This is a genomic window from Treponema sp. Marseille-Q4130, assembly GCF_014334325.1.
Taxonomy (GTDB): Bacteria; Spirochaetota; Spirochaetia; order Treponematales; family Treponemataceae; genus Treponema_D.
In genome coordinates, this window is record NZ_JACSET010000003.1 from 35,887 (window position 1) to 59,969 (window position 24,083).

General features: G+C 48.0%; 14 protein-coding genes. 9 read left to right on the forward strand and 5 right to left on the reverse strand.

The genetic code is table 11. The annotated features are described in order from the left end of the window. Positions 1-6: 6 nt before the first annotated feature. The 9 genes from H9I36_RS03965 to H9I36_RS04005 all read left to right on the forward strand — a co-directional run bounded on the left by H9I36_RS03965 (position 7) and on the right by H9I36_RS04005 (position 20,425). Positions 7-1,386, forward strand: coding sequence for a TolC family protein (locus tag H9I36_RS03965; RefSeq protein WP_187384085.1), 1,380 nt, complete (start codon positions 7-9; stop codon positions 1,384-1,386). Next, on the forward strand, positions 1,377-2,735 hold the full coding sequence (locus H9I36_RS03970; protein ID WP_187384086.1) for an efflux RND transporter periplasmic adaptor subunit: 1,359 nt from the start codon (positions 1,377-1,379) through the stop codon (positions 2,733-2,735). Before H9I36_RS03965 ends, H9I36_RS03970 begins: the two co-directional genes overlap by 10 nt. After that, on the forward strand, positions 2,732-5,749 hold the full coding sequence (locus tag H9I36_RS03975) for an efflux RND transporter permease subunit (RefSeq protein ID WP_187384087.1): 3,018 nt from the start codon (positions 2,732-2,734) through the stop codon (positions 5,747-5,749). Before H9I36_RS03970 ends, H9I36_RS03975 begins: the two co-directional genes overlap by 4 nt. Continuing rightward, positions 5,746-8,667, forward strand: coding sequence for an efflux RND transporter permease subunit (locus tag H9I36_RS03980; RefSeq protein WP_187384088.1), 2,922 nt, complete (start codon positions 5,746-5,748; stop codon positions 8,665-8,667). Before H9I36_RS03975 ends, H9I36_RS03980 begins: the two co-directional genes overlap by 4 nt. Beyond that, positions 8,664-17,540: an S-layer family protein gene (locus tag H9I36_RS03985; protein WP_187384089.1), complete on the forward strand. Its 8,877-nt coding sequence runs from the start codon at positions 8,664-8,666 to the stop codon at positions 17,538-17,540. Before H9I36_RS03980 ends, H9I36_RS03985 begins: the two co-directional genes overlap by 4 nt. After that, positions 17,530-18,162 carry an SH3 domain-containing protein gene (locus H9I36_RS03990; protein WP_187384090.1) on the forward strand — a complete coding sequence of 211 codons (633 nt, stop codon included), beginning with the start codon at positions 17,530-17,532 and terminating at the stop codon, positions 18,160-18,162. Before H9I36_RS03985 ends, H9I36_RS03990 begins: the two co-directional genes overlap by 11 nt. 16 nt (positions 18,163-18,178) lie before the next feature. Beyond that, positions 18,179-18,583 (forward strand): hypothetical protein, encoded by a 405-nt coding sequence (locus H9I36_RS03995; RefSeq protein ID WP_187384091.1) that lies wholly within the window; start codon positions 18,179-18,181, stop codon positions 18,581-18,583. A 149-nt stretch (positions 18,584-18,732) separates the two neighbouring features. Further along, entirely contained in the window at positions 18,733-19,356 is a 624-nt protein-coding gene (locus H9I36_RS04000) for a hypothetical protein (protein ID WP_187384092.1), read from the forward strand. Between the two features lie 211 nt (positions 19,357-19,567). Further along, the gene (locus tag H9I36_RS04005; RefSeq protein WP_187384093.1) at positions 19,568-20,425 is read left to right on the forward strand and encodes an NADase-type glycan-binding domain-containing protein; all 858 of its coding nucleotides are present in this window, start codon (positions 19,568-19,570) and stop codon (positions 20,423-20,425) included. Positions 20,426-20,568: 143 nt separating this feature from the next. Here the strand turns inward: H9I36_RS04005 and H9I36_RS04010 are convergent, their stop codons facing one another. From H9I36_RS04010 to H9I36_RS04030, 5 genes are all read right to left on the reverse strand, one after another. Continuing rightward, positions 20,569-21,324 (reverse strand): 4Fe-4S binding protein, encoded by a 756-nt coding sequence (locus H9I36_RS04010; protein WP_370586946.1) that lies wholly within the window; start codon positions 21,322-21,324, stop codon positions 20,569-20,571. 61 nt (positions 21,325-21,385) lie between these two features. Beyond that, positions 21,386-21,568 (reverse strand): CD1871A family CXXC motif-containing protein, encoded by a 183-nt coding sequence (locus tag H9I36_RS04015; protein ID WP_187384095.1) that lies wholly within the window; start codon positions 21,566-21,568, stop codon positions 21,386-21,388. Further along, a complete protein-coding gene (locus tag H9I36_RS04020) occupies positions 21,558-22,055 on the reverse strand; it encodes a TlpA family protein disulfide reductase (protein ID WP_187384096.1) in 498 nt (165 codons plus the stop codon). The genes H9I36_RS04015 and H9I36_RS04020 overlap by 11 nt, the downstream gene beginning before the upstream one ends. A gap of 76 nt (positions 22,056-22,131) precedes the next feature. Further along, the gene (locus tag H9I36_RS04025; RefSeq protein ID WP_187384097.1) at positions 22,132-22,788 is read right to left on the reverse strand and encodes a GntR family transcriptional regulator; all 657 of its coding nucleotides are present in this window, start codon (positions 22,786-22,788) and stop codon (positions 22,132-22,134) included. Between the two features lie 11 nt (positions 22,789-22,799). Next, positions 22,800-24,083 carry an L-cysteine desulfidase family protein gene (locus tag H9I36_RS04030; RefSeq protein ID WP_187384098.1) on the reverse strand — a complete coding sequence of 428 codons (1,284 nt, stop codon included), beginning with the start codon at positions 24,081-24,083 and terminating at the stop codon, positions 22,800-22,802.

Here is a 24,083-nt window from a genome sequence, read left to right on the forward strand (position 1 = left end):
ACGGTGATGAAATCGATCGGCAAAAAATTTGTCATACCGCTTCTTTTCTGCTGCTCTGCGCTCGCGTTTTCGGAAACCGTTTTTCGTTCGCCGGAAGAAGCTGCGACCTTTGCCGTTTCGAATTCGAAAGAATACCGGCTGAAAAAATTGCACGTCGAAGCGTCTTACAAAGCAGCCCGCCTTGCGCTGCAGGAATTTTTACCGTCGCTCAATGCGTCGTTCTCAGAAAACGATGCGATTAAAATCGGCGGAGCGGATTCGCACAGTAAATCGCTGCAGTTTTCCGTACGCCAAGTCGTAGGCGACGGCGGCAAGCGCATCGTTGCGTATAAGATGAATAAGACGGATGCGTACTATGCGGTAAAAACCTACGAACAGGAATTGCAGGCATTTCAATCGTCGGTCATAAATCAATACTTTGTGTGCCTGCGCCAACAAGAAATTATTAAAATAAAAAGCGATTTGGAAAAGAATGCGGCAACGCAGCTTGAAATTATTAAAGAAGAATATCGGCTCGGTCTTGCGCTTGAAAACGATTATTTGGAATACCTCATTTCGTTCAGGAAAATTCAAAACGATAAAAAGAAAGCCGAGCGGGAACTGCGGAAGCAGATGCGCATATTGAAATCGATCATCGATATGGCTCCCGATGAAGAGCTGCACCTCGAAAACGCGCTTGTCGGCGGTACCGATATTCCGTATCTCGAACCGCACATCGCCGATCTGTGGCGCATGACGGACGAGCGCAATCCCGCGATAAAAAAAGCGGAAGCGGCACTGCAGTATGCCGAACAGCGCTATAAGTACACGAAATTGTTTTTTCTCCCGGAAGTCACCGTCGAAGGAGGTGTGTCGTTTTCCGGTACGGCCTACCCGTTGAACAAGCCTTCGTATTCGCTGAAGCTGTCGCTGAATTTTCAAAACGTACCCTTCGTGCCGATGACCGTCGGAAACGGTTACGGTTTTAACAAAAAACAGCTCGTCGGGCTCGATAATTCGCTTTCGGCGGGCATCGTGCCCGATACGAATTATTTTATTAAACATACCGTCGATAAAATCGCGCTGGAGCGGGAAGGCGAGCAGCTTCGTCTGCAAAAAAACGCGGTGCACGAACAGCTGTTTGAAAAAGCCGCCGCGTACGACGACGGCAAAGATTCGATCGCGCGGATATCGGAATCGATTTCGCTTCGCGAAAGGCGCCTTACCGTAAGCGCCGAGCAAGTCGAAAAAGGCGAGATGAAGCGGATCGACTACCTTGCCGAATTGATGGAACTCGCGGAAGAAAAGGTAAACCGCATCGCTGCGGAGACGGCGGTGCAGGCGGCTCTCCGCGATATCGAAATAGTGCTGTGCGTTCCGTTCGGAGGTTTGCAAAAATGTTTTTAATAAAACCGTTGATGAAATATTCGTGCGTCGTATTGCTTGCCGCCCTCTTTTGTGCGTGCGCGCCTTCCGACGGAAAAAACAAAGAGGAGCTTTTGCCGGTTGAAGTGAGCGCAGTACGGGCGGAAAACAGAGCGCTTGACAACGTGCTTAAAAGCTTCGGTTCCATTTCATATAAAACGAAAACCGACGTTACGTGTACGGTCAGCGGAACGGTGACGGCGTTTTTCGTAAAAGAAGGGGACGCCGTAACAAAGGGACAAAAGCTCGCGCAGCTGCGCAACGTACAGCTCGAACTGCAGAGAGAACAATATATGAACGCGCTCGATTCGGCTAACGCATCGCTCGAACTCGCCCGTGTAAAGCTCCGCGAAGAAACGCTCGCGGCGGAAGGCCGTTTGCTCGCTATAGAAAAATCGAAAATACATATCGTGCAAAAAGAACTCGAATCGGAATTGTTAAAAGAGACCTTTTCGAATAAAGAGAAGCTGCACGAGCTCGGCGGCGTTACCGATTCGTCGCTCGAACAGCTGAAACTGCAAGTGCGTTCGGCGGAAACGGAAATCGCAATGATGAAAAAAGAACTCGATACGCTGCTGCTCGGTTTTCGCGATGAAGATTTATTAAAAGAAGGAATCACGCCTTCGCGCGATCCCGACGTGCGCAAAAAGCAGTTCACAGCGCTCAACACGAAATCGGGGGTAGCCGAGCTTGCTTCCGTACAGGCGCAGGTACAGGCTGCGGACAGGCAGCTCGCGTCGGTACACAAGCTTATCGACGAGCTTACGATACGTGCTCCTTCCGGCGGCATCGTCGGAGCGCGCTATTACGAAAGCGGCGAATATGTAAAAGAAAACGAAAAGATCGCAACGCTCATGGATACGTCGTCTGTGTATGCGGTGCTCCATGTGCAGGAACAGGATGCGGTCGGCTTTGCACAGGGTACGCGCGTTTCGCTCTTTTTGCCGTCGCTCGGCGCGTCGTATCGATCCGTCATCGCCGAAATATCGCCGGCAGCGGATCCGCAGAGCGGAAATTTTTCCGTCAAAACGGAAATCGGCAATAAAAGCGGTGCGATTAAACCTGGAATGTTCGTGCGTTGCGAAATCGAACGCGCGGCGGCAAAAGACGTTCCGTGCATACCCGACAGCGCGCTGCTTTTATCGGACGAAAAAACCGGAAAAGTTTTTTGCATCGTAAACGGATGCGCGGTACAAAAAGCCGTTTTAATAAAAGCGCATCGCGACGGTTTTGTGTGGATCGAAGACGGGCTTTCGGCCGGAGACTTCGTCGTCGATAAACCTTCGCCGTTTTTACGCGAAGGGCAGGCGGTAAGGGTAAGCGCGCTATGATAAAGAAAATCGTTTCGTTTTCGGTTTATCATCCGGTCTCCGTATTGATGCTGTACCTTGCGTTGCTGCTCTGTTGCTGTATCGGTCTGTACACGGTTCAGCTCGATTTTATGCCGAAAATGAACGAACGCTTTTTGCTCATTTCAGCCGACTTTACCGGAGTGAGCGCGCAGGATATGCGGAAGCTCGTTACGATCCCCCTCGAAGACGCAGCCGCCTCCCTCAAGGGCATAAAAAATATTTCATCGGTGACGCGTGACGGTCTTTCGCTCGTCGTTGTCGAACTGCACTGGAATGCCGACGCCGACATTGCCATCGTCGAATGCCGGCAGATCATCGATCAGTGTTACGAAGCGCTTCCGAACGGCTGCGCCAAACCGAATGTCGCTTTTTTCAATCCGGTGCACAGAGAAACGCTGACCCTTGTCATCTTCCCGAACGACGGCGATTTGGAGTACGGCCGTCATATCGTCGACACGGACATACGGCCGCATCTGCAGCGCGTCAAAGGTGTCGGTTCCGTTTCGGTTACGGGCGGCGAAAAACCTGAAGTGAAAGTCGTACTCGATAAAGCGAAGCTCGAATCGATTCCCGTATCTTTACAGAGCGTCGCGGAAATTTTATCGCAGGCGAATTTCGAATACCCGTCGGGAAGCGTAAGCGACGGCGGCAAGGAATTGCTTTTTCGAACCTCCGGTTTATTTACGACGCTCGGCGATATCGAAGACGTGCCGTTTTTGTACGGCAACGGCGGCGTGCTGAAAATCAAAGACGTCGGAACGGTGTCGCTCGGCACCGAAAAAAAGGAAAGCTTTTTTACGTACAACGGGCGTGAAGCGATATGCGTGAAAATCTATAAAAAAGCCGATGCGAGTCCGCTCGCCGTATCGAAAAAATTAACAAGAGAGATAGATCGGCTGCACAATTCGTACGGCGGAAATTTTACGTTTAAAATCGTGTTCGATCTGTCGGACGAACTTACGGCATCGATACGAAATCTGTGCGTGTCGGCCACACTCGGAGCCGTGATAACGGCGATCGTGCTGTTTTTGTTTTTGCGCACATTGCGTATATCGCTTTTGGCCGCGAGCCTTATGCCGCTTTCGATACTCTTTTCCGTATTCGTCCTCGCGCTGTGCGGCAAAACGGTCAACATTTTATCGGTGTCGGGCATAACGATCGGCATCGGCATGGTGATCGACCCGGCAGCCGTAGCGATAGAAAACGTATTGGAAAAACTGAAGCGGCAGCCGGATTCCTCCGCTGCGGAATCGATTGTCGACGGCACGGCGGAAACATCCCTTTCTTCCTCCGGTTCCGCCGTAACGACGATAGCCGCCTTCGTTCCGTTTTTCTTTTTCCCCGGACTTTTCGGCAAACTCTTTTCCGATATGGCGCTCGCCGTCATCGCTTCGATCGCGTTTTCTTTTGTACTCGCGATGACGTATATTCCCGCAGCGATGTCGCTGCAATCGAAAAAATTGATCGACAACTTCGCCGGAAGTTCGAAGCGAAACTTCAAGCGGCAGCGGGGCATTGAACGCTCAACACGAATCGAATCATGCGTCCGCGTACCTGCCATTTCGTGCGGCGAAAAACTCTACGGCGATTGTTTAAAAACGATATTCGAAAAAAAATATGCGGTTCCCGTTTTGCTCGCCGCTTGCCTATGCGTCGGAACGCTGTGCGTACTGCTTTTAAAAAAAGAGCTGCTGCCGGTATCTCCGAGCGGCACGGTCGGCGCGACCATACGTTACGGCACTTCGCCTTCGCTCGATGCGCTGTTTTCCGACGCGGATTTTATAAACCGTGCTTTGTCGGCGGAGGATTTTATCGATACGGTGTGCATATCGGGCGGCATAGAAAAAGACGATTACGAACAGCTCGCCGCTCCGGAAGCGAAAAAAGAAACGATGCGCATCACGTGCAGCGGGAAGAGTCCCGAAAAAATCGCGGCCGCACTCGACGCGATTTTGCAAAATACGGATATGCGCTATACGCTTGAAACGAGCCGCAATCTGCTCGAAGAAATGCTTGCTTCCGATGCGGCGCCTCTCATCGTGACCGCTTCTTCGCCCGAAGCGGCGGCGGAAACGGCGTTTGCCCTCTGCGATGAGCGGGATATCGCGCCGTACGATATTTTACAGGAAGCGGCGTTTATACCCGACAGAAGCGCATGTGCGCGGTTTGCCGTTTCGGCATCGCAGACTGCCGCCGCCGCTTACGCTGCTCTCGAAGGTGTCGAGTCGAACGCTTTTTATACGGGCGGACGAAAGATACCGCTTCGCGTGTCGTTTGCCGACGGGACCTTTACCGCCGTAGAACAGCTTATGCGTACGGGCGTCGTTGCAGGTAAAACCGATATACCGCTGTCCTCTCTCGGTACGGTCGAAGCGGTCGAGAACGAAAAGACGCTGTACCGTTGGAACAGAAAAGACGCAAAAAAAATAAGCGGCGTACCGAAAGAAAAATCAGTAAATTTCGACGGCATCGTTTCGCTTCGCGATATACAGATGAAAGAGTTTTTCAAAAGCGCGGCGGTGCTGCTCGCCGTCGTGTTTTTGCTGCTCTACTGCATTATGGGCGCTCAGTTCGAATCCTTCATTATTCCGCTGCTCATGTTCGTTTCCATACCGCCTGCGTTTGCCGGAGCCTTTGTGCTGCTTCTCTTAAGCAATCGCTCGCTCAATATACACAGCGTGATCGCCCTTGTCGTACTGTTCGGAACTGCCGTCAACAACGCGATTATTTTATACGAGAGTATAACAAGGCAAAACGATATCACGGAGCAAAGCGTCATCGCCGCAAGCGTCGCAAAACTCCGTCCGATTTTAATAACGACGCTCACGACCGTGTTCGCCGTCGTTCCCTTTGCCGTCGATCCGCTGCGAAAAAATCAGCAGTCGTCGATGGCGATTGCGATCGTCGGCGGGCTTATCGCATCGTTTGTTGTCGTGCTTGCCCTTATGCCGCCGCTACTCTTTTCCGTTCTAAAAAGGAGGCGTTTGTCGTGACCTTGCGTTCTTGGTATGAGCGTCCGAAGCTCGCGTTTTTCGTATTCGCTGCCGTTACGGTTTGCCTTATCGCGTGTGTGCTCCGTATAGAGATCGGCGAATCGTACGACGGACGCTATACGGTGTTCAGCGTCGAGTTCGATTATTACGGAGTCGATGCCGACAAAATCGAACGGCTCGTAACGATCCCGCTCGAAGAAAAAATTTTACCGCTTGCGGGGCTCGTTGAACTCGACTCTTCTGCGGAAAACGGCAAATCGACGACGACGGCATATTTTAATAAAAAGGTCGACACAAAAAACGTCTACCTTTCGATCGGAAACGTCGTCGATACTCTGTATGCGCTTCTTCCGCGCGATGTGCAAAAACCGCGCATATACGCGTCCGACACGCATTCCGGCAGCGTCCTGTGCGTCGCCTTTGAAAAAAAGGACGAGCGCACGCGCGAGACGATAGAATCGGTTTTAAAGAAAAAAATCGAAGGCGTGCGAGGCGTCTCCGAAGCGATCGTTACGGGCGGCGCGCAAAACGAAGTCTTCGTATCCTTCGATCCGGAAAAAGCATCAAGCTCGATTCAAAATCCGTCCGACTTTTCGGCAGCCGTGCGTGACGGCAACACGGCGAGTCCCGCGTGTACGATACGGACTTCGCGGTACAACAAATCGATCGTATTCGACACGAAGCTGAGAAATCTCGACGATGTTCGCGCGCTTCCGATAAAGACGGGAGAAAATTATTCGACGCTCGGTTATGTGGCGGACGTAGGAATGCAGCCGCGGAAACAGGACGGGATCGTGCGTATCGACGGGAAGGAGTGCATTGCGCTGAACGTCAAGTGTTCGTCGGACGGGAACAGCATCGCCGTTTCATCCGCCTGCAAGAAGATTCTTTCAGCCGCCGATCTGCAAGGCATCCCGTATACGATTTTATACGACATCGGCGGCGAACAGCTGAAACTCATCCGTTCGGTCGCCTTTGCGTTCGTGCAGAGCTTTATCTGTGTCGCCGTCATCGTGCCGTTTTTTTACGAATCCTTTTCGGCGGCCGTCCTTATTTTACTCCTGTTGATTGCCGACAGCGTATGGACGGTCGGGCTTTTGCAGCTTTTCGGATTTACGCTGAACCGCCGCACGATTGCGGGTATGTCGATCGCGCTCGGTCTCATTGCGGATTCGGCGCTGATTATCGTCGCGTGCGCCGAAACGAGTCCGTCGAACGGCGTATTTTTTGATAGGGTCGGGCGGCTGCACGCGTCTCTTACGGCGGCGGGCTGTACGACGCTGCTTGCGGTGATCCCGCTTTTTTTTCTCGATGCCGTCGTACCCGGTACGAAAAATACGGCCGCCGCTATGAGCATAATGATTTCGGCATCCGTCGTTTTGTCGGCGGTATTCGTTCCGTGCTGCATCCGCTGCGTACCGCAGGTAAGGCGAAAACGGATGCTGTATAAAAAAATCGAATCGCTGTATGTGCGCTTTTCGTACAGGGCGGCGTTTTCGAGCATCGCTCACGGCCGCGTCGTTTTTGCATTGTATGCGTGCTGTACGGCACTTCCGCCGCTGTTGTTTTTGATGAGCGGAAAAAATCTTTTACCCGACGAAAAAAGCCGCATCATCTTTGCCTCGGTCGATTACGAACCCGAGACGAGCGCGGCGTACATCGACGAAAACGTACGGAGGCTTGCACTGCGATTAAAAGAAGACTCCGGCGTTTCGTTTGTACGTACCGAAGCCAAGCGCGGTTCGGCGGATATCGAAATCGGCTGTGTGCGCGAAGCCGACGTCGGACGCGTTCGAAATCGTGCCGCATCTTCGGCGCATATCGTAGCCGACGGATTTTTATACGTTCCCGGTTTGCAAAAAAAGAGACGGAAAAAATTCGCGCGTTTTCGGATCGCCGCCTCGGGTGACGATTCAACGCAGTGCAGGATATATGCGGAACGGGCGGCAGCTGCGCTTGCTCCGTTAAAGCATATCGATTCCGTCGTACTCAATTTTAAAAAGGCGGAAAAAGAATATGCGTTTGTCCCCGATAAAACGATGCTTATCAAAAACGGATTGACGGTCGAGTCGGTCGCATCGAATCTGCGCTGGCTCATGTTCGGTCCCGTTGCGGACAAGTGGCTGCAGGACGGCAGGGAATACGATATCCGTATCGCAGGAAAAAATCTGCAAAACGCCTCCCTTTCGCAGATACAAAACATTCATCTGCCGGTTCCGTCCGGCAGCATTGCGCTGACCGCGCTCGGCAAAATACGGCAGACGGAAAAAATTAATAAAATTTACAGGAAGGACGGAAGGCGGTGTGCGTATTTTACTGCGGAAGCGAGCGGCTTGAGTACGAGCGAAGCGGCGACCTTTGTGCGCGACCGGCTCGCGGAGATCCCTCTCGAAAAAGGCTACAGCTTTTCGTTTGAACGGGATATCGTCGAACTGCGTGCCGATTATACGCTTGCCGTCTCGGCTCTTGCGCTCTGCGTTGCGGGGATATTTATCCTGCTTGCGGCGCTGAACGAACGGCTGAAGCTTGCGGCGCTCATCGTCTCCGTCATTCCGGCGTCTTTTGTGCTGCCGCTTGCGATACGTTTCGCGTCCGGCGTGCCGCTCGAACTCGGCGACCTTACGGGGATGGTTGTACTGTCGGGGATCACCGTTAACAACGCGATCTATATAACGGAATCGAAAAAAAGCCGCATTGAATTTTGTATACGGGAAAAAGCGCGCAGCATCCTTGTCACCTCTCTTACGACGGCGGCCGGTGCCGTGCCGCTCTACCTGTTCGGAGGGGATTCGTTTTCGAGAGGTCTTTCGTTTTTTATGATTTTCGGAATCGTCGATGCGCTCGTCGTATCGTTTGTATTGTTTCCGGGCTGTATGGCACGGATTTTTAAAAAATCGCATTTCGGAGGTATGGTATGAATGAAAAATTAACAAGAGTGATGGCCGCCGTGCTCATGTTCGTGTACGGCATGAGCATCGTTCCGGCGCAGGAGATCGCGTCCGGTCTCGCAGCGGGAAAGGTCCGCATCGATTATTATTTGAATCGTGCGGAAAAAGCCCGCGACGAAAACGAATGGAAGCGGATTGCCGACGAGGGTATGCTTACGGCGCTTTCGGCATGGGAACATGCGATGACCGCGCTGAAAGAGCAGGATGCCGATGCGTGGAACGCTTCGCGTGCGGATGCGAAAGCGTATTACGAAAATACGATCGCAAAAAAATACGCTGATTGGATCTGTACGCGCTATACGAGGGCGAACGAAAATGAGGCGTCGTCGGAACTCGCGCTCAGACTCAAAGAGAAGATAAACGCTTTTGACACGTCACAGTATACGCTTACCCAAACGAAAGAGCTGTACGATGCGTGGCTTACGGAAAGCCGGAAAATCGTCGACGAGTATCTGGGCGCATACGATACGGGAGCTTCGCGCGAAGCGATGCGGCGGGAAGCGGAAATGCTTTCGCAGATCGAAGGAAAACGCTTTGTCGCCCGTTTTATTAAAGACAAATATTCGCTTAAAGCGGAAAAGGCGAAAGAAGCCGCAAGTGCGGTCGCGGACGATTTGACGAAAAAGACGTACGCGGAAACGGAACGGGATATGAACGACCTGTTCGCATCGCTCGAAAAGACGATTGCCTCTCCCGTCGATAACGAAATTAACAAGGATGCGTTTCTTTCGCGCTTTAAAGAAGTATTTAACAAAGGGCTTGCAAAATGGGAAGATGCGGAACGAGAATTTTTACGCGACAGGCTTGCATGGGAAAACGAAGCTCAGCGGACATATGAAGAGAGCGAGCGGATTTGGGAAGCGGCAAAAAAAACGCTTTCCGATAAACGCGTCGAATGGGAAAAGAGCATCGATGCGCGTATCAAAAAACTTGAGCAGGAAATTGCGGAAAAAAACAAAGAGTATGAAGGCGAGATAAACGGTTTGCTCGAAAATTATAAAGCGGTGCTCGATGAAAATGCGTCGTACCGGTATGAAGCAGCGCAGATGCAGGAGGCAGTCTACAACAATATACGCGATATGTTCGTTTCGTCGCGGGAAGGTATCGAAAATTGGATCGCGTTGTGGGCTTCAAAGTACAACGGCGTGTATTCATATTGGAAGACCGAAGATCCGAACGATATTTTCTACAATGCTATTAACGGAAAAGCCGATATAAAAATCGATGCAGAAACGTTGAAGATTATTCGTGCGAATATATACGATTGGCAGGATAAATACATACGGCAGGTCGTACGAGAATACAATGCCGTCTTGCAGCAATACGTGTCCGAAATTCAACGGGTACAAAACGATTTCAATAATGTTATAAATTCCTCCGATTTTATAACATTTTCCGATAGACCGGATTATACAAAATCAAAAGCTTATAACGAAAAAATTTTCTCGCATGCATTGGATGCTATGGACTTGGATTCCGGAAAGATCAAAAATTATAGATCCGACTTTTTCTCCCGATACGATAAAATTGCCGCGCTGAAAAAATATGAAGATCCGGAAAAAACGCTTACTGCCCTTGTTGCTGCGGAAAATGTAAAGAATTTGGAGAGCGAACTTCAGTCCTGTGCCGACGCCGATGAATTTTCTTCCGACAAAGCGATAAAAGCGTATATCGCTGATTTGAAAAAGCAGCTTGCGGCGCAAAAGAAAAAGACTGCAGGCGGCGATTTTACCGGCAACGATTATACAGGGCAGTTGAAAACATATCTCACTGCAGTAAAAAAATGCGATGACAAACTTCTGCAAAACGATAATTTTGTCGTGCTTGCCGATGCGCTTTCGGCCGGCGAAACGGTGCTGGCGTGGTACCGTATCGCGCTGTATGATAAAGTCCGCCTCGACGAATCGATTAAAAATCTTTTTCAGCTTGCAAAAGCGGAAGAATACGGATACGGCGAAGCGGAGCTCGAACTGTTCAGAGCGAAAACCTTTGCCGCGTCGGCGGACGAAAATTATGAAATTGCAAAAGCGGTCGACGAATATGCGTCGATAACGGATGCTTCACGCGAAGCGAAAGCTGAAACGGAAAAACGCTTGCACGATGCAGAGCGTGCGTATGAAAGCGCATACGATGTGTATCGCGCCTTATGCGGAAAACTTACGGATGCCGATATAACCCGTGCAAAAGAAAAACTGCATGCCGCGTATGAAAATCTGCAACGCGCAAAAGAAGCGTTTGCCGCTGCTGAAAAAGAAAACGCTACGCTGATAGCTCTGCAGCCGACGATACAGCGTGATACGATCGATCGGACGATTCTATCGTATGCCGGCAAGCATTTCGAAAAAAACGATGCGGTATTCCGGGCAGCATATGATTATTATATAGCAAAATTTTCGGAACTCGAAAAACGGGATTTTGAAAACATAAGCAGCGAAGATACGATACTCCGGCAGTATGCGGACGCAAAGGCTGCACTCGCAAAAGCGATACGGGAAAACGATATATCGCCTGCGCGGGCGGGGGAAAATTCATACGATGCCGTTATCGATTATATAAAAAATTTTACGGCATTTCCGGCGGAAGGCTTTGAGGGAGTGCGTGAAGCGCTTGCGGCATATATTCGGATGTATTCGGATATGGAAGCCTACCGTTATGCCATGCTTTCGGATACCGACGGCAAAGCTGAAGCGGAGAAGCTTGCACTATGCCGCGAAAAGCTTACAGCGTATCAAAACGATGACGAGCTTGAAACGCTTACCGAAGAACAGAAAGCGGAATTGAATACGCTTGTTCTTGAGTGCGAATTTTTGCAAAACGTCATACTCTATGCAAAAAAAACGGGCTGCGCTTGGAGCAAAAAATTATTAAAAAACGGTTATTTGAATTCGTCGATATTTGCTTCGGCGGAAGAAAAAGAAAAAATACGAATTATCTTTGCCGGTGCCGACGCCGCCGAACTTCGCACGAGGGAGGGTACGGTAACAGCTGCGGCGCGATTCTTTTTACAAGAGGATTATGCTGCCGGTGAAAAAACGTCCGGCGAATTATACGATGTGCTGACGCAGGCGCTTGAAAACAAAGACGATTCAACGAAAAAACTCGAGCTGTATGCGGAATTGTTTTTACTGTCCGATGACAACGGTATAAGCATGCGGATTGCGGAAAACAATAAAAAAGCGGAAGCGCTGCAACGCGATATCGAAACGGCAAGCGTCGCGTATACGCAATCGATCCACAAATTGAAAACCGCCGAAAATGCATATATGCGAAAAGTCGATACGTGCAATGCGGCGTATACGGAGCTTGAGCGGCTCCGTGTTGCCAAGCGCTGTGCGCAGGCCGTGTTCGATTGGGCGTCGAGCGTGTATCTTGAGAATATCGGAATAAATGCGAACGAACGATATGTAACACCGAAAGAAAAACTTTCCGAAGCGGCATATACAAGGGAACGTGCGCTGCTTTCCGTACAAGTGCTGGAAAATCTGATTGCCGGAAAACAACATGCAAATGTCGTTCCTGCCGAAAACAACGAACTTGAAGCGTATAAAAAAAGCGATCGCGCCTATTATGAAACGCTCATCATACGGCATGAAATATCTCTGATATATCGCGAAAAAGAAAAAATACTTGCGGCCGCAGAATCCGCCGAACGAGCTGCGCGCACGACATTGACGATACCGTTCGAGTATGCTGCAACGGAACAACTTGTACATATTGAAAAAAACGACGACGGTACTTGGAAGTACGCATTGACGCAAAAAGTCGTCGCGGATCATAAAAGCGAAACGTATTATGAAACGGATGAAGAAGACAATACGGTTGCGAAAATACGGAGATGGACAGAGTATAACGTATACCCTGCCGAATATGCGGGTACCGACAATACTGCCGAGCAAAAAAATTATTTTACCGATGACAGCGCCGCGATACTGCGAACGATAACGCAGGGGACGATTAAACAGACTGCGGCGGAAAAAGAGGCGGAAGCATGGCTCGATTCTCTGTGGAAACGAAAAAAGTCATACAGAGAAAACGTCATACTCGCCGCAATGTATTTGCAGTATCGATGCAGCGGCGATAAAATTAAAAATCTGCAATCCGATGCGGAAGATATTTTTCGCATGCCGAACGTCAACAATGCACACGGAATCGATGTTTATGAAAAATATAAACATCATCGCGAAAACGTTCTGTGGGATGCATACGATGCGGTTATTAAAGACGGCGGAGAAGACGATATTGCGAAATGCATTATCTTCAGAAACGGCGGCAATGTGCTCGGTGCGGAACTCGAAGAATTTGAAGTCGATATTTTAAAAAGTCGTGCACTCAAACGGCTTGCCGATGAGATGGATGAGATCGAAAGCGACCATACGCGTTTTAAGCGTATTTTTTGGGGCCGGTTTAAACGTACCGATGCGAAAGGAAAATATGCCGGTGCAATTTGTAACAAATGTCATGCGTATCGAAAAAATGCGACAGATGCCGCTTTAGGCAAGGATGAGAAAATTCGAGTCATGCTCGATACGCTGAGTGAAGCGAAGGCCACACGCGAAAATGCAGCACGCGACTATACCACACTGTTCGGTAATACCGAGCGAAGCGGAACGGAGATCGCGGCAGAGGTACGGGTTGCGCTTATCGGGAACAGTCTTATATCGAAGTCGGTGCTCGAAGAAATTATCGCAGCGGCGGACGGCGGTAAAATGTATTTAAATACGCGCATCTTTATTGACGAAACGGCAGACGCATATAAAGCAAAACGCGATACAACTGCCGCCGCACTCGACACAAAACGGAAAGCGCTTTTTGCTGCACAGCGGAACGCAGCAGATACGTATTATGCATACGTTGAAAAAAGCAAAACGCTCGACGAAAATGCACGCGCCGAATTGCGAAAGCTTGCGCTTGAATCCTCCGATGTGACGGCGAGCACGGAAGCCCGTAAAAAATCGGCTGAAAAATATGATACATTGTACAGCAAAACATTCAATATCTCCGTTGCCGAAAAACGCTTGTTTGCCGAATACGCGGAAAACGCATGGGGAAACGGTACCTACGATACCGTACAATTTATTAAAAACATGGCATCGTATTACGGAGATTACTACAACGGAAACGGTCGTAGCGATTTTACCCGCTCGACGGAAACCTATGACACGTATATACAGGAACAATTGCTGAATTTTGTCGGATCGAAAATAAAAGCAAAGAATGCGAGTTTGTATGACGCGTATAAAATCGAATTGATGAAGAATATGAATGCGGCACAAACGGAATACAAAAACGCATTGCAGCAGCTTAATGACATCGCTCTGTTGTCGGCGGAAGAGTGGACGAAAGCACAGGAAAAGATGAATGTCCGGCATAACACGTGGCAACGCGAATTCGTAGAAAAATATGCGCTGCATCAAAGAGAATGGGAATCAAATTACGGCGTATTTTTGACGCAAAAGCAGGAATGGATAAACGGAATGTATCTCGACGCGGCAGCGGAAACCGAATTGCGTCAGGATATGGGAGAACGAGAAGCGGTCGAAAAACTCATGGAAGCAAGAAGTGTCGCGCGAAAAGCGCTTCCGAAACCTGCGCTCAACTTTGAACAATATACGGAAACCCTGCTCGGCGAAACGCTGTTGGGGAAACTCGAACGGCAAAGCGCCGTTTTGCAAAATCGAATTTCCTCCGTTGCGTTTGCAGCCATCCGTCACGATTCGGTACGATCTGATATCGAAATGACGCATCGCGCAGCCGAAGTTCTCGCCGCGACGAACAAAGATTTACAGGAGCGAGCCGTGAGGATCGCCGCTCAGCAAGCGGAACAAAATCTTATTAAAACCCGCGATCGATACTATTCGCTCGTAGGGGAACAAAATCAAAGTATAGAAGATTATGTAAAAGAAACGGTACTCAACTCCGGATATACATGGAGTAAAAAAATTATTAAGCGGCGCGTCGTCGTCGATTCGAATTTTTGGACTGCGACTCGTAAAACGCAGACCGTACACCCGTATGAATGGTATGCGACGGCGGCTCCGGATATAGGCATAGATGTGAAAGCGCTCGCCGTTGCAAATCACGATGCCGTCGACTGCTTGATGGCAACGGCTCAGAAAAATTTGTCGGCATGGTATGAACGCGTGTTCGGTGACGGCGGCGAATTTGAAAAACACAGGGGCGAAGCACCGAAATTGAAAAGCGGCGGCGATATCAATATAAAACGGGGACGACAAGGAAATATTGAAAAACAGGGCAGCGGAGAAATAGGCCTTGTCATGCTCGATGTATTGTGGAATGATGTAGAAGAAAGCTACGGATGGGCTGAACTCTCGAAGCCCGATTGGGATCAAAAGCTGTGGAGCGGTTCTTCGTTTTTCGGTATGGATCCGCCGAGCATACGAACGGTAACAACGGTAGCGGCAACTGTCGTTGCGACTGTCGTAAGTGCAGTATGTACGTGGGGGTCTGCGGCGCCCGTAGTTGCAGCGCTGTGTTCCGCTGCGGTTGTAAGTACGATAACGATGAGCAACGAACTGCTGTTTGCAGCGCTCGATTTAAGCGGCGGTTATAAAACGGCTGAAGAAATCGGAAAGAGTCTTGCGATGAGCGCAGTGACGAGCACGCTAAGTATGGCCGGAGGAGCTGCAGGAGCGGGAGCCGGATTATTGGGCGGCTTTGCGGGAGCGGCATTGAAAACAGGTATCAGCGTGTCGAGCGGTCTCACGGGAAAATTCATTACCGGCGGAATCGCATCGGGTTGGAATTGGAGTGAAATGGGAAAACAGTGGGATGACTGGGGCGATTGGAAAGGGACGGTCATAGATACGGCCGGAAGTGCTGTGACAAACAGCATGGAAGCGGCCATGCTCGGAAATACGATCACAAAGAACGGACAGATAAGCGGCTACACGAAAGTGGTCGGATTCAACAGCGGTCAGATCGGGCAGATCAAAACGCTTGCCGGAACGGCAGGCAATCTCACGGCAAGCGCGATGGAACTCGGCATAAACGGCGAAACGACGATAAACGTGTTGAATACGAGCGACTTGTTAAAGAATACGAAACTTGCAGGAGCATCGAACGGATTGCTTGCGCTGACGTTCGGAAAAAACGGCGCTCATGCGGAAATAAGTACGGCAGGTCGCAATTACAATATTGCAGAAATAACGAATACGATCGGCGGTATGAAAACGGCAGGCATCGCTCTTCGGACAAATGCGTATGAACGGAAAAACGGAGCGGGTACCGGAACGGCGCTTCGCACTCAGTACGGATTCGGAGACAAAACGGCACGGCAGCAAGCGGATGATATTCTGCACGGCAGAGCCGAGTTGATAAAAGACGAGGGTACCGTGACGGCCGGCGGTCGCGCAAAGACCGAGCTTGACGGCAAACGAAAAATATATGTCAACGGGAACACTTTCGACGGAACGGTCGAAAGCGCGCTCGCAATGGGCATAGCGCTGCAACACGAAGCGTACCGCGACGGGATTACCGAATCGAGTGCGGCACAACAAGCGGAGACGATGCAGTCGGTATACAAACACACGGAGATGGCGCTTCGGATGGCAAGCGACGGTATGGTCGACAAAATGATGGACGGCGTATTGTCGCGGATGCCCGAGCTGAAAAGCGATATCCGAAACTATAATCGATATATGTTTGCGATGGCGCAAGCGGGAGAAGACGAGGCGAAACAGAGGGAAGCATACGCGCAGTATGCAGCGTATATCGATGCAGCGTATGATTCGAGCGGGGATTATTGGAAGCTGACACACGGTGGACAATTGGTAAATGACAGACAAGGCTGGCTAAAAGATGAAAACGGGAAGTATATAGGTATTGACGGAAAGCCGATGGATGAACCGATAGAAGGGAAAACGCTGGGCGCAAGGGGAATAGAGACCGGTCTGCTAAATTTGCTTGCAGGAACGAGCGGGAGAAATTATGACAGTTTTACTGATGCACAAGTAGCTATCGCCCAACAGTTAATGAAAGACGCGGGAATGAAAGCTGTAAATGGAGCAACTGAAACTGATGCGCGCAAATTAAAGTGGTCAACCGCAAAAGGCGGACAAACATTGAATATGTATGAGTTTATGAATGCGGCCGGATGTAAAGTACCCGATACGATATTCGCTGCGTATTACAATACGACGGTAGACAGCGAGCTTGCAAAAGTATGGAACGTAGACTTAGGATTTGAAAAAAAACGCGCAGTCCCCGAATCGCTGGCGGAAAAATATTCCGCATTACGACTTGCACATATACAGGGGGTAAAGCATCCTACGGGGTTAAAGAACAAATATAAGTTTACGGTATATGGATCGGATGATATAGGCACGGAATTCTTTAAGCTGAATGAAAATAATCCGTTTTTGGACGATATATTAAAGCAGACCGATTCTTCTTTTAATGACTTACAATATATGCAGCCCTCCGGCTGTAATTTTATGGCAAGTATGGCTTATCCACAGCTGCTCACGGGAAAGATATTTAGTGCAAATCAAATAAAATCATTGTGGAAGGAAGCGGGAAAAGACAGTTTAATTCTTAATATAACGAATGATATTAATTTAGGACAAGGAAATGTACGGGATCCTGACAAACTAACGGATTTTGCATGGAAAGAATTGGGAAAGACAAACAGCAGGTATAATAATTTTGCATTATCGTTCGGCGATTATACTCGATATAATGTTGCCACATATAGTTTACCGGATAAATTAAAATTAAAATATTCATATACCGGACATTTTGTACTCGGAGAAATATTATATAATTCTGGAACTACAACTGATTTTATATTACGTCGGGATCTGGTAAAGTTATATGCAAGATAAAAAGATAATTTTTATTATAGCGGTATTATTGAATATAATACCGCTATATTCACAAAGTTATAAAAATCTAACAGGACTCTGGATAGATCAATTTGCGTATGATTGGCAAATTTCACATTATGACAAGTTCAAAGGATTTGGCATTGCAATTTTTCTTAATGAAGATGGTATTGGAGAATATTGGGATGGAAATATATTTGATGTAACTGAAACAACGATATTGGAAAATGGTATAATTTTGTTGAGATTATCAAAAGAAGGTCGGCCTGCATTAGAGGTATCTCTAAAACTCTTAACTGATGATATAATTTGGGTATATAAATCCGTTGGTACAGGAGAAGTATACAATTATCCGTGGTATCGCATATCCGGTCCTGCCAGAATACCCATACAGAATGCCGTCTTAAACGACAGCCGTGTTCGTCTTCGCGTAAAGCCGAATTTGTCGTGTGACACGTGGAGCTTCTTAAATAAAGGTGATACGGTAAAAATAAAGGATAAAAGTGAAGAACCGTTTACGATCGACGGGGAATCGTGGTATTGGTACAAAGTGGAGACGGACGATTATCCCGACGGCTGGGTATACGGAAAGTATTTGGATATAGAGGCGGATAGAGAATAAAAAGTTTTCCTTGACGATGAGTGATATAAAAGATCTGGGACAGATAGTGATACATAAAAATACTGACAGGATTTACGAACGGTTTGCTATAAGCGGTATTGTGGATAGAAAATCGGATAGTTATAAGTCTGTACGAAAGCAGGAAGGAGTTATAGATTACCAAGGGTTGGACAGTATAACGCTCTTTAAGAAAGATCTGGATGGAAATATCTTTGAGCAGTTTACGACAACAGGCTGGCAGACGGTAGCTAACGGATATGCGGAAGTACGCTTTGAAGACTTCGTATATTTTAGAACGATAGTGTTTGCAGAACCTGTTGAACGAGTCTGTATAACTATACAAAGCGTGTATGAAGGCAATAAATGGCAGGATACGGCAATCTCCGCTATTATGTTTCCGGAAACTAGATTGGATAAATGAGAATTATTCCGACGGCTGTTTTGTAACTATGCGTGAAAATCAAAGGCGACTTTTGGAAAAATTACAGAGATGAGGATTGGCGGGAGGTTATCAAATAACCGGTACTATAGTGAGACAAAAATATAAAAAATATAACAGAGTGAAGTAATATGAAAAAGATATTTTTATTGTTAGTATTTAATTTAGCTTCTCTTTGTTTTGTTAATGCAGACGGTACACAGAGGCAAATCGACATATATAATAATCTGGATAAGGAATTCGATTTAGGTAAACGTTGTTTAGGATATACGGAGATCGGTGCAGTCTCTAAAGAGGGTAACACCGTTATTATTAAAACATGGCCTGCCAATTATTATATTAAAAAAATCGATTTGGATAATATCGATAAAAATATGTACGGTTATTGTATCTTTGAATATAATGCACGGAAGTATCTGGCGATTTACGGATCGAATATGTTTTTTTCTTTTGACTATGTATCTCCGAATATATCGAATGCGTATAACCCGGGTTTATCGATAAAAGAAGCGCCCTTTGCATTTATGCAATATATAAAGCCGGTTATGACGGAAAAAGTACCAAACGAACTTTGTATCATCCTTTCGGTACCGGAGCCGGATCCGAAAACTGTTTCGGTCCGATGTCAAATCAAGGTGTATCGGAATGGAATAATTCAAAAAAGGTCGGAACCGGTGCTTATTATTTCAATCAACAATTGGAGTTATTTAAATCATGGGGAATCTATAACGGCTATGAATTTAATATTAATTTGAGAGGGAAGGTACGTCTATGAAAAAAATGATATGGATATTTTATGCGGTTTGTTTTTTTGTGTATAATTCTTATGCTGACAATTTGATAAATTTTTGCGAGATACCGAATCCCTCATACAAGGATGATACAGCATATATTGTAAAAGGGGACGGATATATATGCGAATTTAAAGAGCTGAAAGATACTACATATTGTGAAGTTTTTCCGATAATGTTGGAAAACGAACGCGGCTTTGTCAAGAATAAGCACAGCGATTTGTTTATTTTAGAAGCCGAAGGGCTCATTCTGTATCATCATGCGGAACTCGAAAGAGCTGCAAAAATATACGGCACGGCAAAATGGATTGATATGCAGCGCAAACTTTTTTATGAAGGATCATATAAACATGATGCATATACCGTTGAATCTGCCGTCGAGCTGTTCGGAACTCAGGAAAAAGATTCAAAACGCTTAAGGCTGGGAGACACGGTATTTTTCAATACGGGCATTTTGAAAATTGTAAGTTCGTCTTGTTTAATTGAAGTACATCAGGGCAAAGAGATTGTATACTCTCCGGAATATTTTCTTTCGAAGATATTTTACAATATCGGCGACGATTATATTAATTTTTGGCTTTACGATTCCGTTTCTCCTCCGTGGGTTGAAGGCGTAAAGGGCTACGGCATCGGCGAATATCTCGATATCAATTTTAAATACGCATCGGATGAAATTCAAATCCTCAACGGTTTTGTCGATTTTTCTCGTAAGCATTTATATCGAGCCAACAGCCGTGTAAAAAAGATTTTAGTCGAATCGGATGATCCGAAATTTGCGAAAGAATACGAACTTGAAGACGTAGTAAGATATACCCCCGTTCGATTACCCGAAAAAACGAAGAAAATCAGAATCACAATAAAAGACGTGTATAAAGGGGATAAATACGATGATACGTGCATTTCTTCCATTACCGTTACTGATCCGAATGTACCGAGCTTTGAAGAGCGAAAGAAACAGGTATGCAAGCTTTTGGAAGCGACAGATGTTATGAAAAAAATTAAAACTTTTAAAGAAAAGAGTAATATGAATTAATGGTTGGCTTGAAAAATTTTATTGATTTTGAGAGGCAACTGTTGGGGTTAGCATAGTGCTATGCCAATACTGCAATAGCCTTATTCGGTAAGCTGGCACGATACGTGCATTACCGCCGTCATCACGCGGCGCGATTAGCGTCGCTATTTCAATGCGCCGTGTTTGCACCGTATGCGGCATTCTCCGCAGCGGATGCATTCACGGTCGTTTACTGTACACGTATCCATTTTGCACGAAGCGACACAGGCGTTGCAGTGTACGCATTTGGATTCGTCGACGCGGATTCCGAAAATTGCGAATTTATTAAAAAAAGAATAGATCGCACCGAGAGGGCAAAAAAATCTGCAAAAGGGACGGAACATAAAAACCGACCACAGAATAAATACGGCGGCGACGACGGCTTTCCACGTAAAGAGCAGACCGGCAGCGCTTCGAAGCTGTTCGTTCAGCAGGATGAGGGGTACGCCGGCGCCGACCGTCCCTGCAGGACACACAAGTTTGCAGAAAAACGGCGCGCCGAGTCCGTCTTTAAAATAAAACGCGAGCGGCAGCGCAATGCACAAAACGAGCAAAAGCGCGTATTTGAAAAGCGATAGCTTCCTCGTAAGCGCGAACGTTCGTTTTGTCCTTTTTATTTTTTTTGACGGGATTTTATACAACAGTTCCTGCACCAATCCTGCGGGACAGATAAAGCCGCACACGACGCGCCCGAAAAGCGTTCCGATGAGCAAAAAAAAACCGGTGATAAAAAACGGCAGCTGTCCGTTTGCAAGCGTATTTTGCAGAGCTCCGAGCGGACAGGCTGCAATCGCGCCGGGACACGAATAGCAGTTTAAACCGGGTACGCATAGGGTTTTCAACGGCGAATGCGAAATGCCGCCTGAAAACCAGCGTTTCACATCAGCGTTGTATATGAGCATTGAGATAAATTGTATCGCCTTTCTGCGGCGCATCTGTTTTTTATCCAATGCCGATACACTCCATGCAGATAAAAACGGCTTTTCGGAAAATCGAATCGTTGTCTCCGCGGAAAACGCCAACGATAATAAACACCGCCGCGGCGGCTATCAGAGCGATGCGCAGCAGCGTATGTTTTTTTTCGGAGCGACCGTCTTTTACGGAAAAAGTTTTTTCAATTTGCATACTTTTCGACGAATCGCTTGAGTTCCGCGGGGCTCATCGCTCCGACGCGGATTTTTTCGATTTTGCCGTCCGGCGAAATCAATATGCTCGTCGGAATGCCCTGAATAAAATACGAACCCGCGATGGAGCCGTCTCGGTCGAGTCCGCCGGGAAACGTATAATTATTTTTTTTCATAAAAGCACTTTGCGATTTTTCCGTATCGGAAATACATACCGCAAGGAATGCGATGCGCGAAGACGAGTCGAGTTTTGAAGCGAATGCGTTCATTTCAGGCAATTCGACGCGGCAGGGACCGCACCACGTCGCCCAAAAATGGAGAAGCACCGCTTTTCCTTTGTAGTCGGAGAGCTTTACCTGTTGTCCCGTCGAAAGCGTAATCGAAAAATCGGGAGCCGCTTTGCCTTCTTTGACGCTTTGCGCAAAGAGCGGAGATGCCGCGGCGATCGCAATCGCCGATGCGATTAAAAAAGATTTTAAATATTTCATGTATGAAAAGATAACAAATGTGGAACGGAAAATCAAGTTTAAAACGCCGCTTCCGCGCCCCTCTCCCGACGGCACTTTAATTTCCGGGTGTAAAAAATTCCACGATGTCTTTCTGCAAACACTCGACCGCCGCTTGCCTGTTTCCCTCCGTTAAATAATTGATAAGCTGTTTGTGATAATTTGCGCCGCTTTGCACCCGTGTAAGATGCAGTGTTTTCCAATACGAACGCACGTACGCGATACCCAGCGCACGCATGACGGCGGCAAGCTGTTGATATGAAAACGCGCTGTCGGAAAATGAAAAAAGCATCAGGTGAAACGTACAATTTTTTTCCCAGTGTTCGAGCGCCTCCCGCTGTTCCGGCTTACTGTAATCTTTATATACCAACTTCTCCAGCTGTGCGATCCGATCCTCGGTTATCGCATTCCAATTACGATCGAGATATCCGCATTCCAATACGACACGGTAATCGAGCATTTCCGAAACCGTCTTATCCGAAATCGCCGTCACTTCATAGCCGAAGCGCGGAATACTTTTTAATAATTTTTCATTACACAGCGAAATAAGCGCTTCGCGGATCGGCGATTTACTTACAGCGAATTCGTCAACAAGAGATTTTTCCGTAATGATGTCACCGGATTTGTATTCATCGCGGATGATGCGTTGAAGGATGATATCGTAATACACATCTTTCAACGTATTGCTGGAATACTTTTTTCGTGTCGCTGCCATGATCGGAAACCTTATTTTTCCAACATGATATGCAATATTTCGGTGTCGGTGGAACGCATGCCTTCGCGACCCATGCGTCCGAAACTTCGTATCGTGTCTTCCGCCGATTCTTTTACGAGACCTTCACCGCTTTTAAATGCGACGCCTTCGTGCGAGCCGAGTTCAAATCCCAATATGGCGGCGTCTACAGCCGATGCGATCTTTGCCGCACACGACGGTTTTGCTCCGTCACACACGATACCGCCTACATCGGCAAGCGTATTCGTAATTGTACGCGCAACGGCATCTTCATCACCTCCGTGCAAATACGTGATACCGCATCCCGCTCCGGTCGCAGCGCACACCGCCCCGCAAAACGCGCTCAAACTGCCGATATACCGCTTTTGCAAAAGCGCAATCAAATTTGCCAAAACGAGGGCGCGGATCAATTTGTCGTGCGGGACATTCCATTCTTTCGCATATTCGATTACCGGCAGCGATACCGTCATCCCCTGATTGCCGCTGCCGCTGTTTATGACGACGGGCAGCGGACATCCGCTCATACGCGCATCGCTTCCCGCCGCGGCGGCAGCCCGCGCGCGCACGCGTACGTCGTTTTTATCGTATAATTTTTCGAGCGTGCGTCCGACCTTCGCTCCGTATTCGCGTGCAAGCCCTTCTTTCGATATGGCGGTATTGTATTCGATCTGCCGTTCGATAACGGCGCGCACATCGTCGATGTTCACTTCGTCCGCAAAGCGGATGATATCCCGTACCGAAAGCAGCGATTTGTTCGCTTCATTTCCCGCATCGTTTTTTACACCGGTCGATTTCACATCGATCAGTACCTTTCCGTTTTTTTCGACGTATGCGATATTCGTATGCTTTTCCGAAACGACGACAACAGCCGTATCTTCTCCTCTCTTTGCCGTCACGCGGATATACAGATTGTCTTTGCCGTCGACGAGACTGCACGTACAAAAACCGGAATCGACAAGCTCTTTTGTTTTTTTAATCTGCTCTTCGGTGATTTTGGAAAGCACTTCCAAACCGATTTCAGCATCTCCGCCGACGGCGCCGAGCGTCGCCGCGACATCGATCCCTTTCAAACCGCCGGAGTTCGGAACGGTTACGCCCTGTACGTTTTTGACGATGTTGCCGCTCGCTTCGACCCGTATCGTTTCGGGAAAACTCCCGAGCACGTCGCGCGCTTTCGCCGCCGCAAACGCGATGGCGATCGGCTCGGTACAGCCCAGCGCAGGAACAAGTTCGGTTTTGAGAATCGCTACGTATGCATCGTATACCTTTTTGTCCAT

Excerpts from the sequence above, each read along its gene's own strand:
- H9I36_RS03965 (WP_187384085.1), top strand. The coding sequence starts at position 7 with ATGAAATCGATCGGCAAAAAATTTGTCATACCGCTTCTTTTCTGCTGC.
- H9I36_RS03970 (WP_187384086.1), top strand. The coding sequence starts at position 1,377 with ATGTTTTTAATAAAACCGTTGATGAAATATTCGTGCGTCGTATTGCTT.
- H9I36_RS03975 (WP_187384087.1), top strand. The coding sequence starts at position 2,732 with ATGATAAAGAAAATCGTTTCGTTTTCGGTTTATCATCCGGTCTCCGTA.
- H9I36_RS03985 (WP_187384089.1), top strand. The coding sequence starts at position 8,664 with ATGAATGAAAAATTAACAAGAGTGATGGCCGCCGTGCTCATGTTCGTG.
- H9I36_RS03990 (WP_187384090.1), top strand. The coding sequence starts at position 17,530 with ATGCAAGATAAAAAGATAATTTTTATTATAGCGGTATTATTGAATATA.
- H9I36_RS03995 (WP_187384091.1), top strand. The coding sequence starts at position 18,179 with ATGAGTGATATAAAAGATCTGGGACAGATAGTGATACATAAAAATACT.
- H9I36_RS04000 (WP_187384092.1), top strand. The coding sequence starts at position 18,733 with ATGAAAAAGATATTTTTATTGTTAGTATTTAATTTAGCTTCTCTTTGT.
- H9I36_RS04005 (WP_187384093.1), top strand. The coding sequence starts at position 19,568 with ATGTTGGAAAACGAACGCGGCTTTGTCAAGAATAAGCACAGCGATTTG.
- H9I36_RS04015 (WP_187384095.1), bottom strand. The coding sequence starts at position 21,568 with ATGCAAATTGAAAAAACTTTTTCCGTAAAAGACGGTCGCTCCGAAAAA.
- H9I36_RS04020 (WP_187384096.1), bottom strand. The coding sequence starts at position 22,055 with ATGAAATATTTAAAATCTTTTTTAATCGCATCGGCGATTGCGATCGCC.
- H9I36_RS04025 (WP_187384097.1), bottom strand. The coding sequence starts at position 22,788 with ATGGCAGCGACACGAAAAAAGTATTCCAGCAATACGTTGAAAGATGTG.
- H9I36_RS04030 (WP_187384098.1), bottom strand. The coding sequence starts at position 24,083 with ATGGACAAAAAGGTATACGATGCATACGTAGCGATTCTCAAAACCGAA.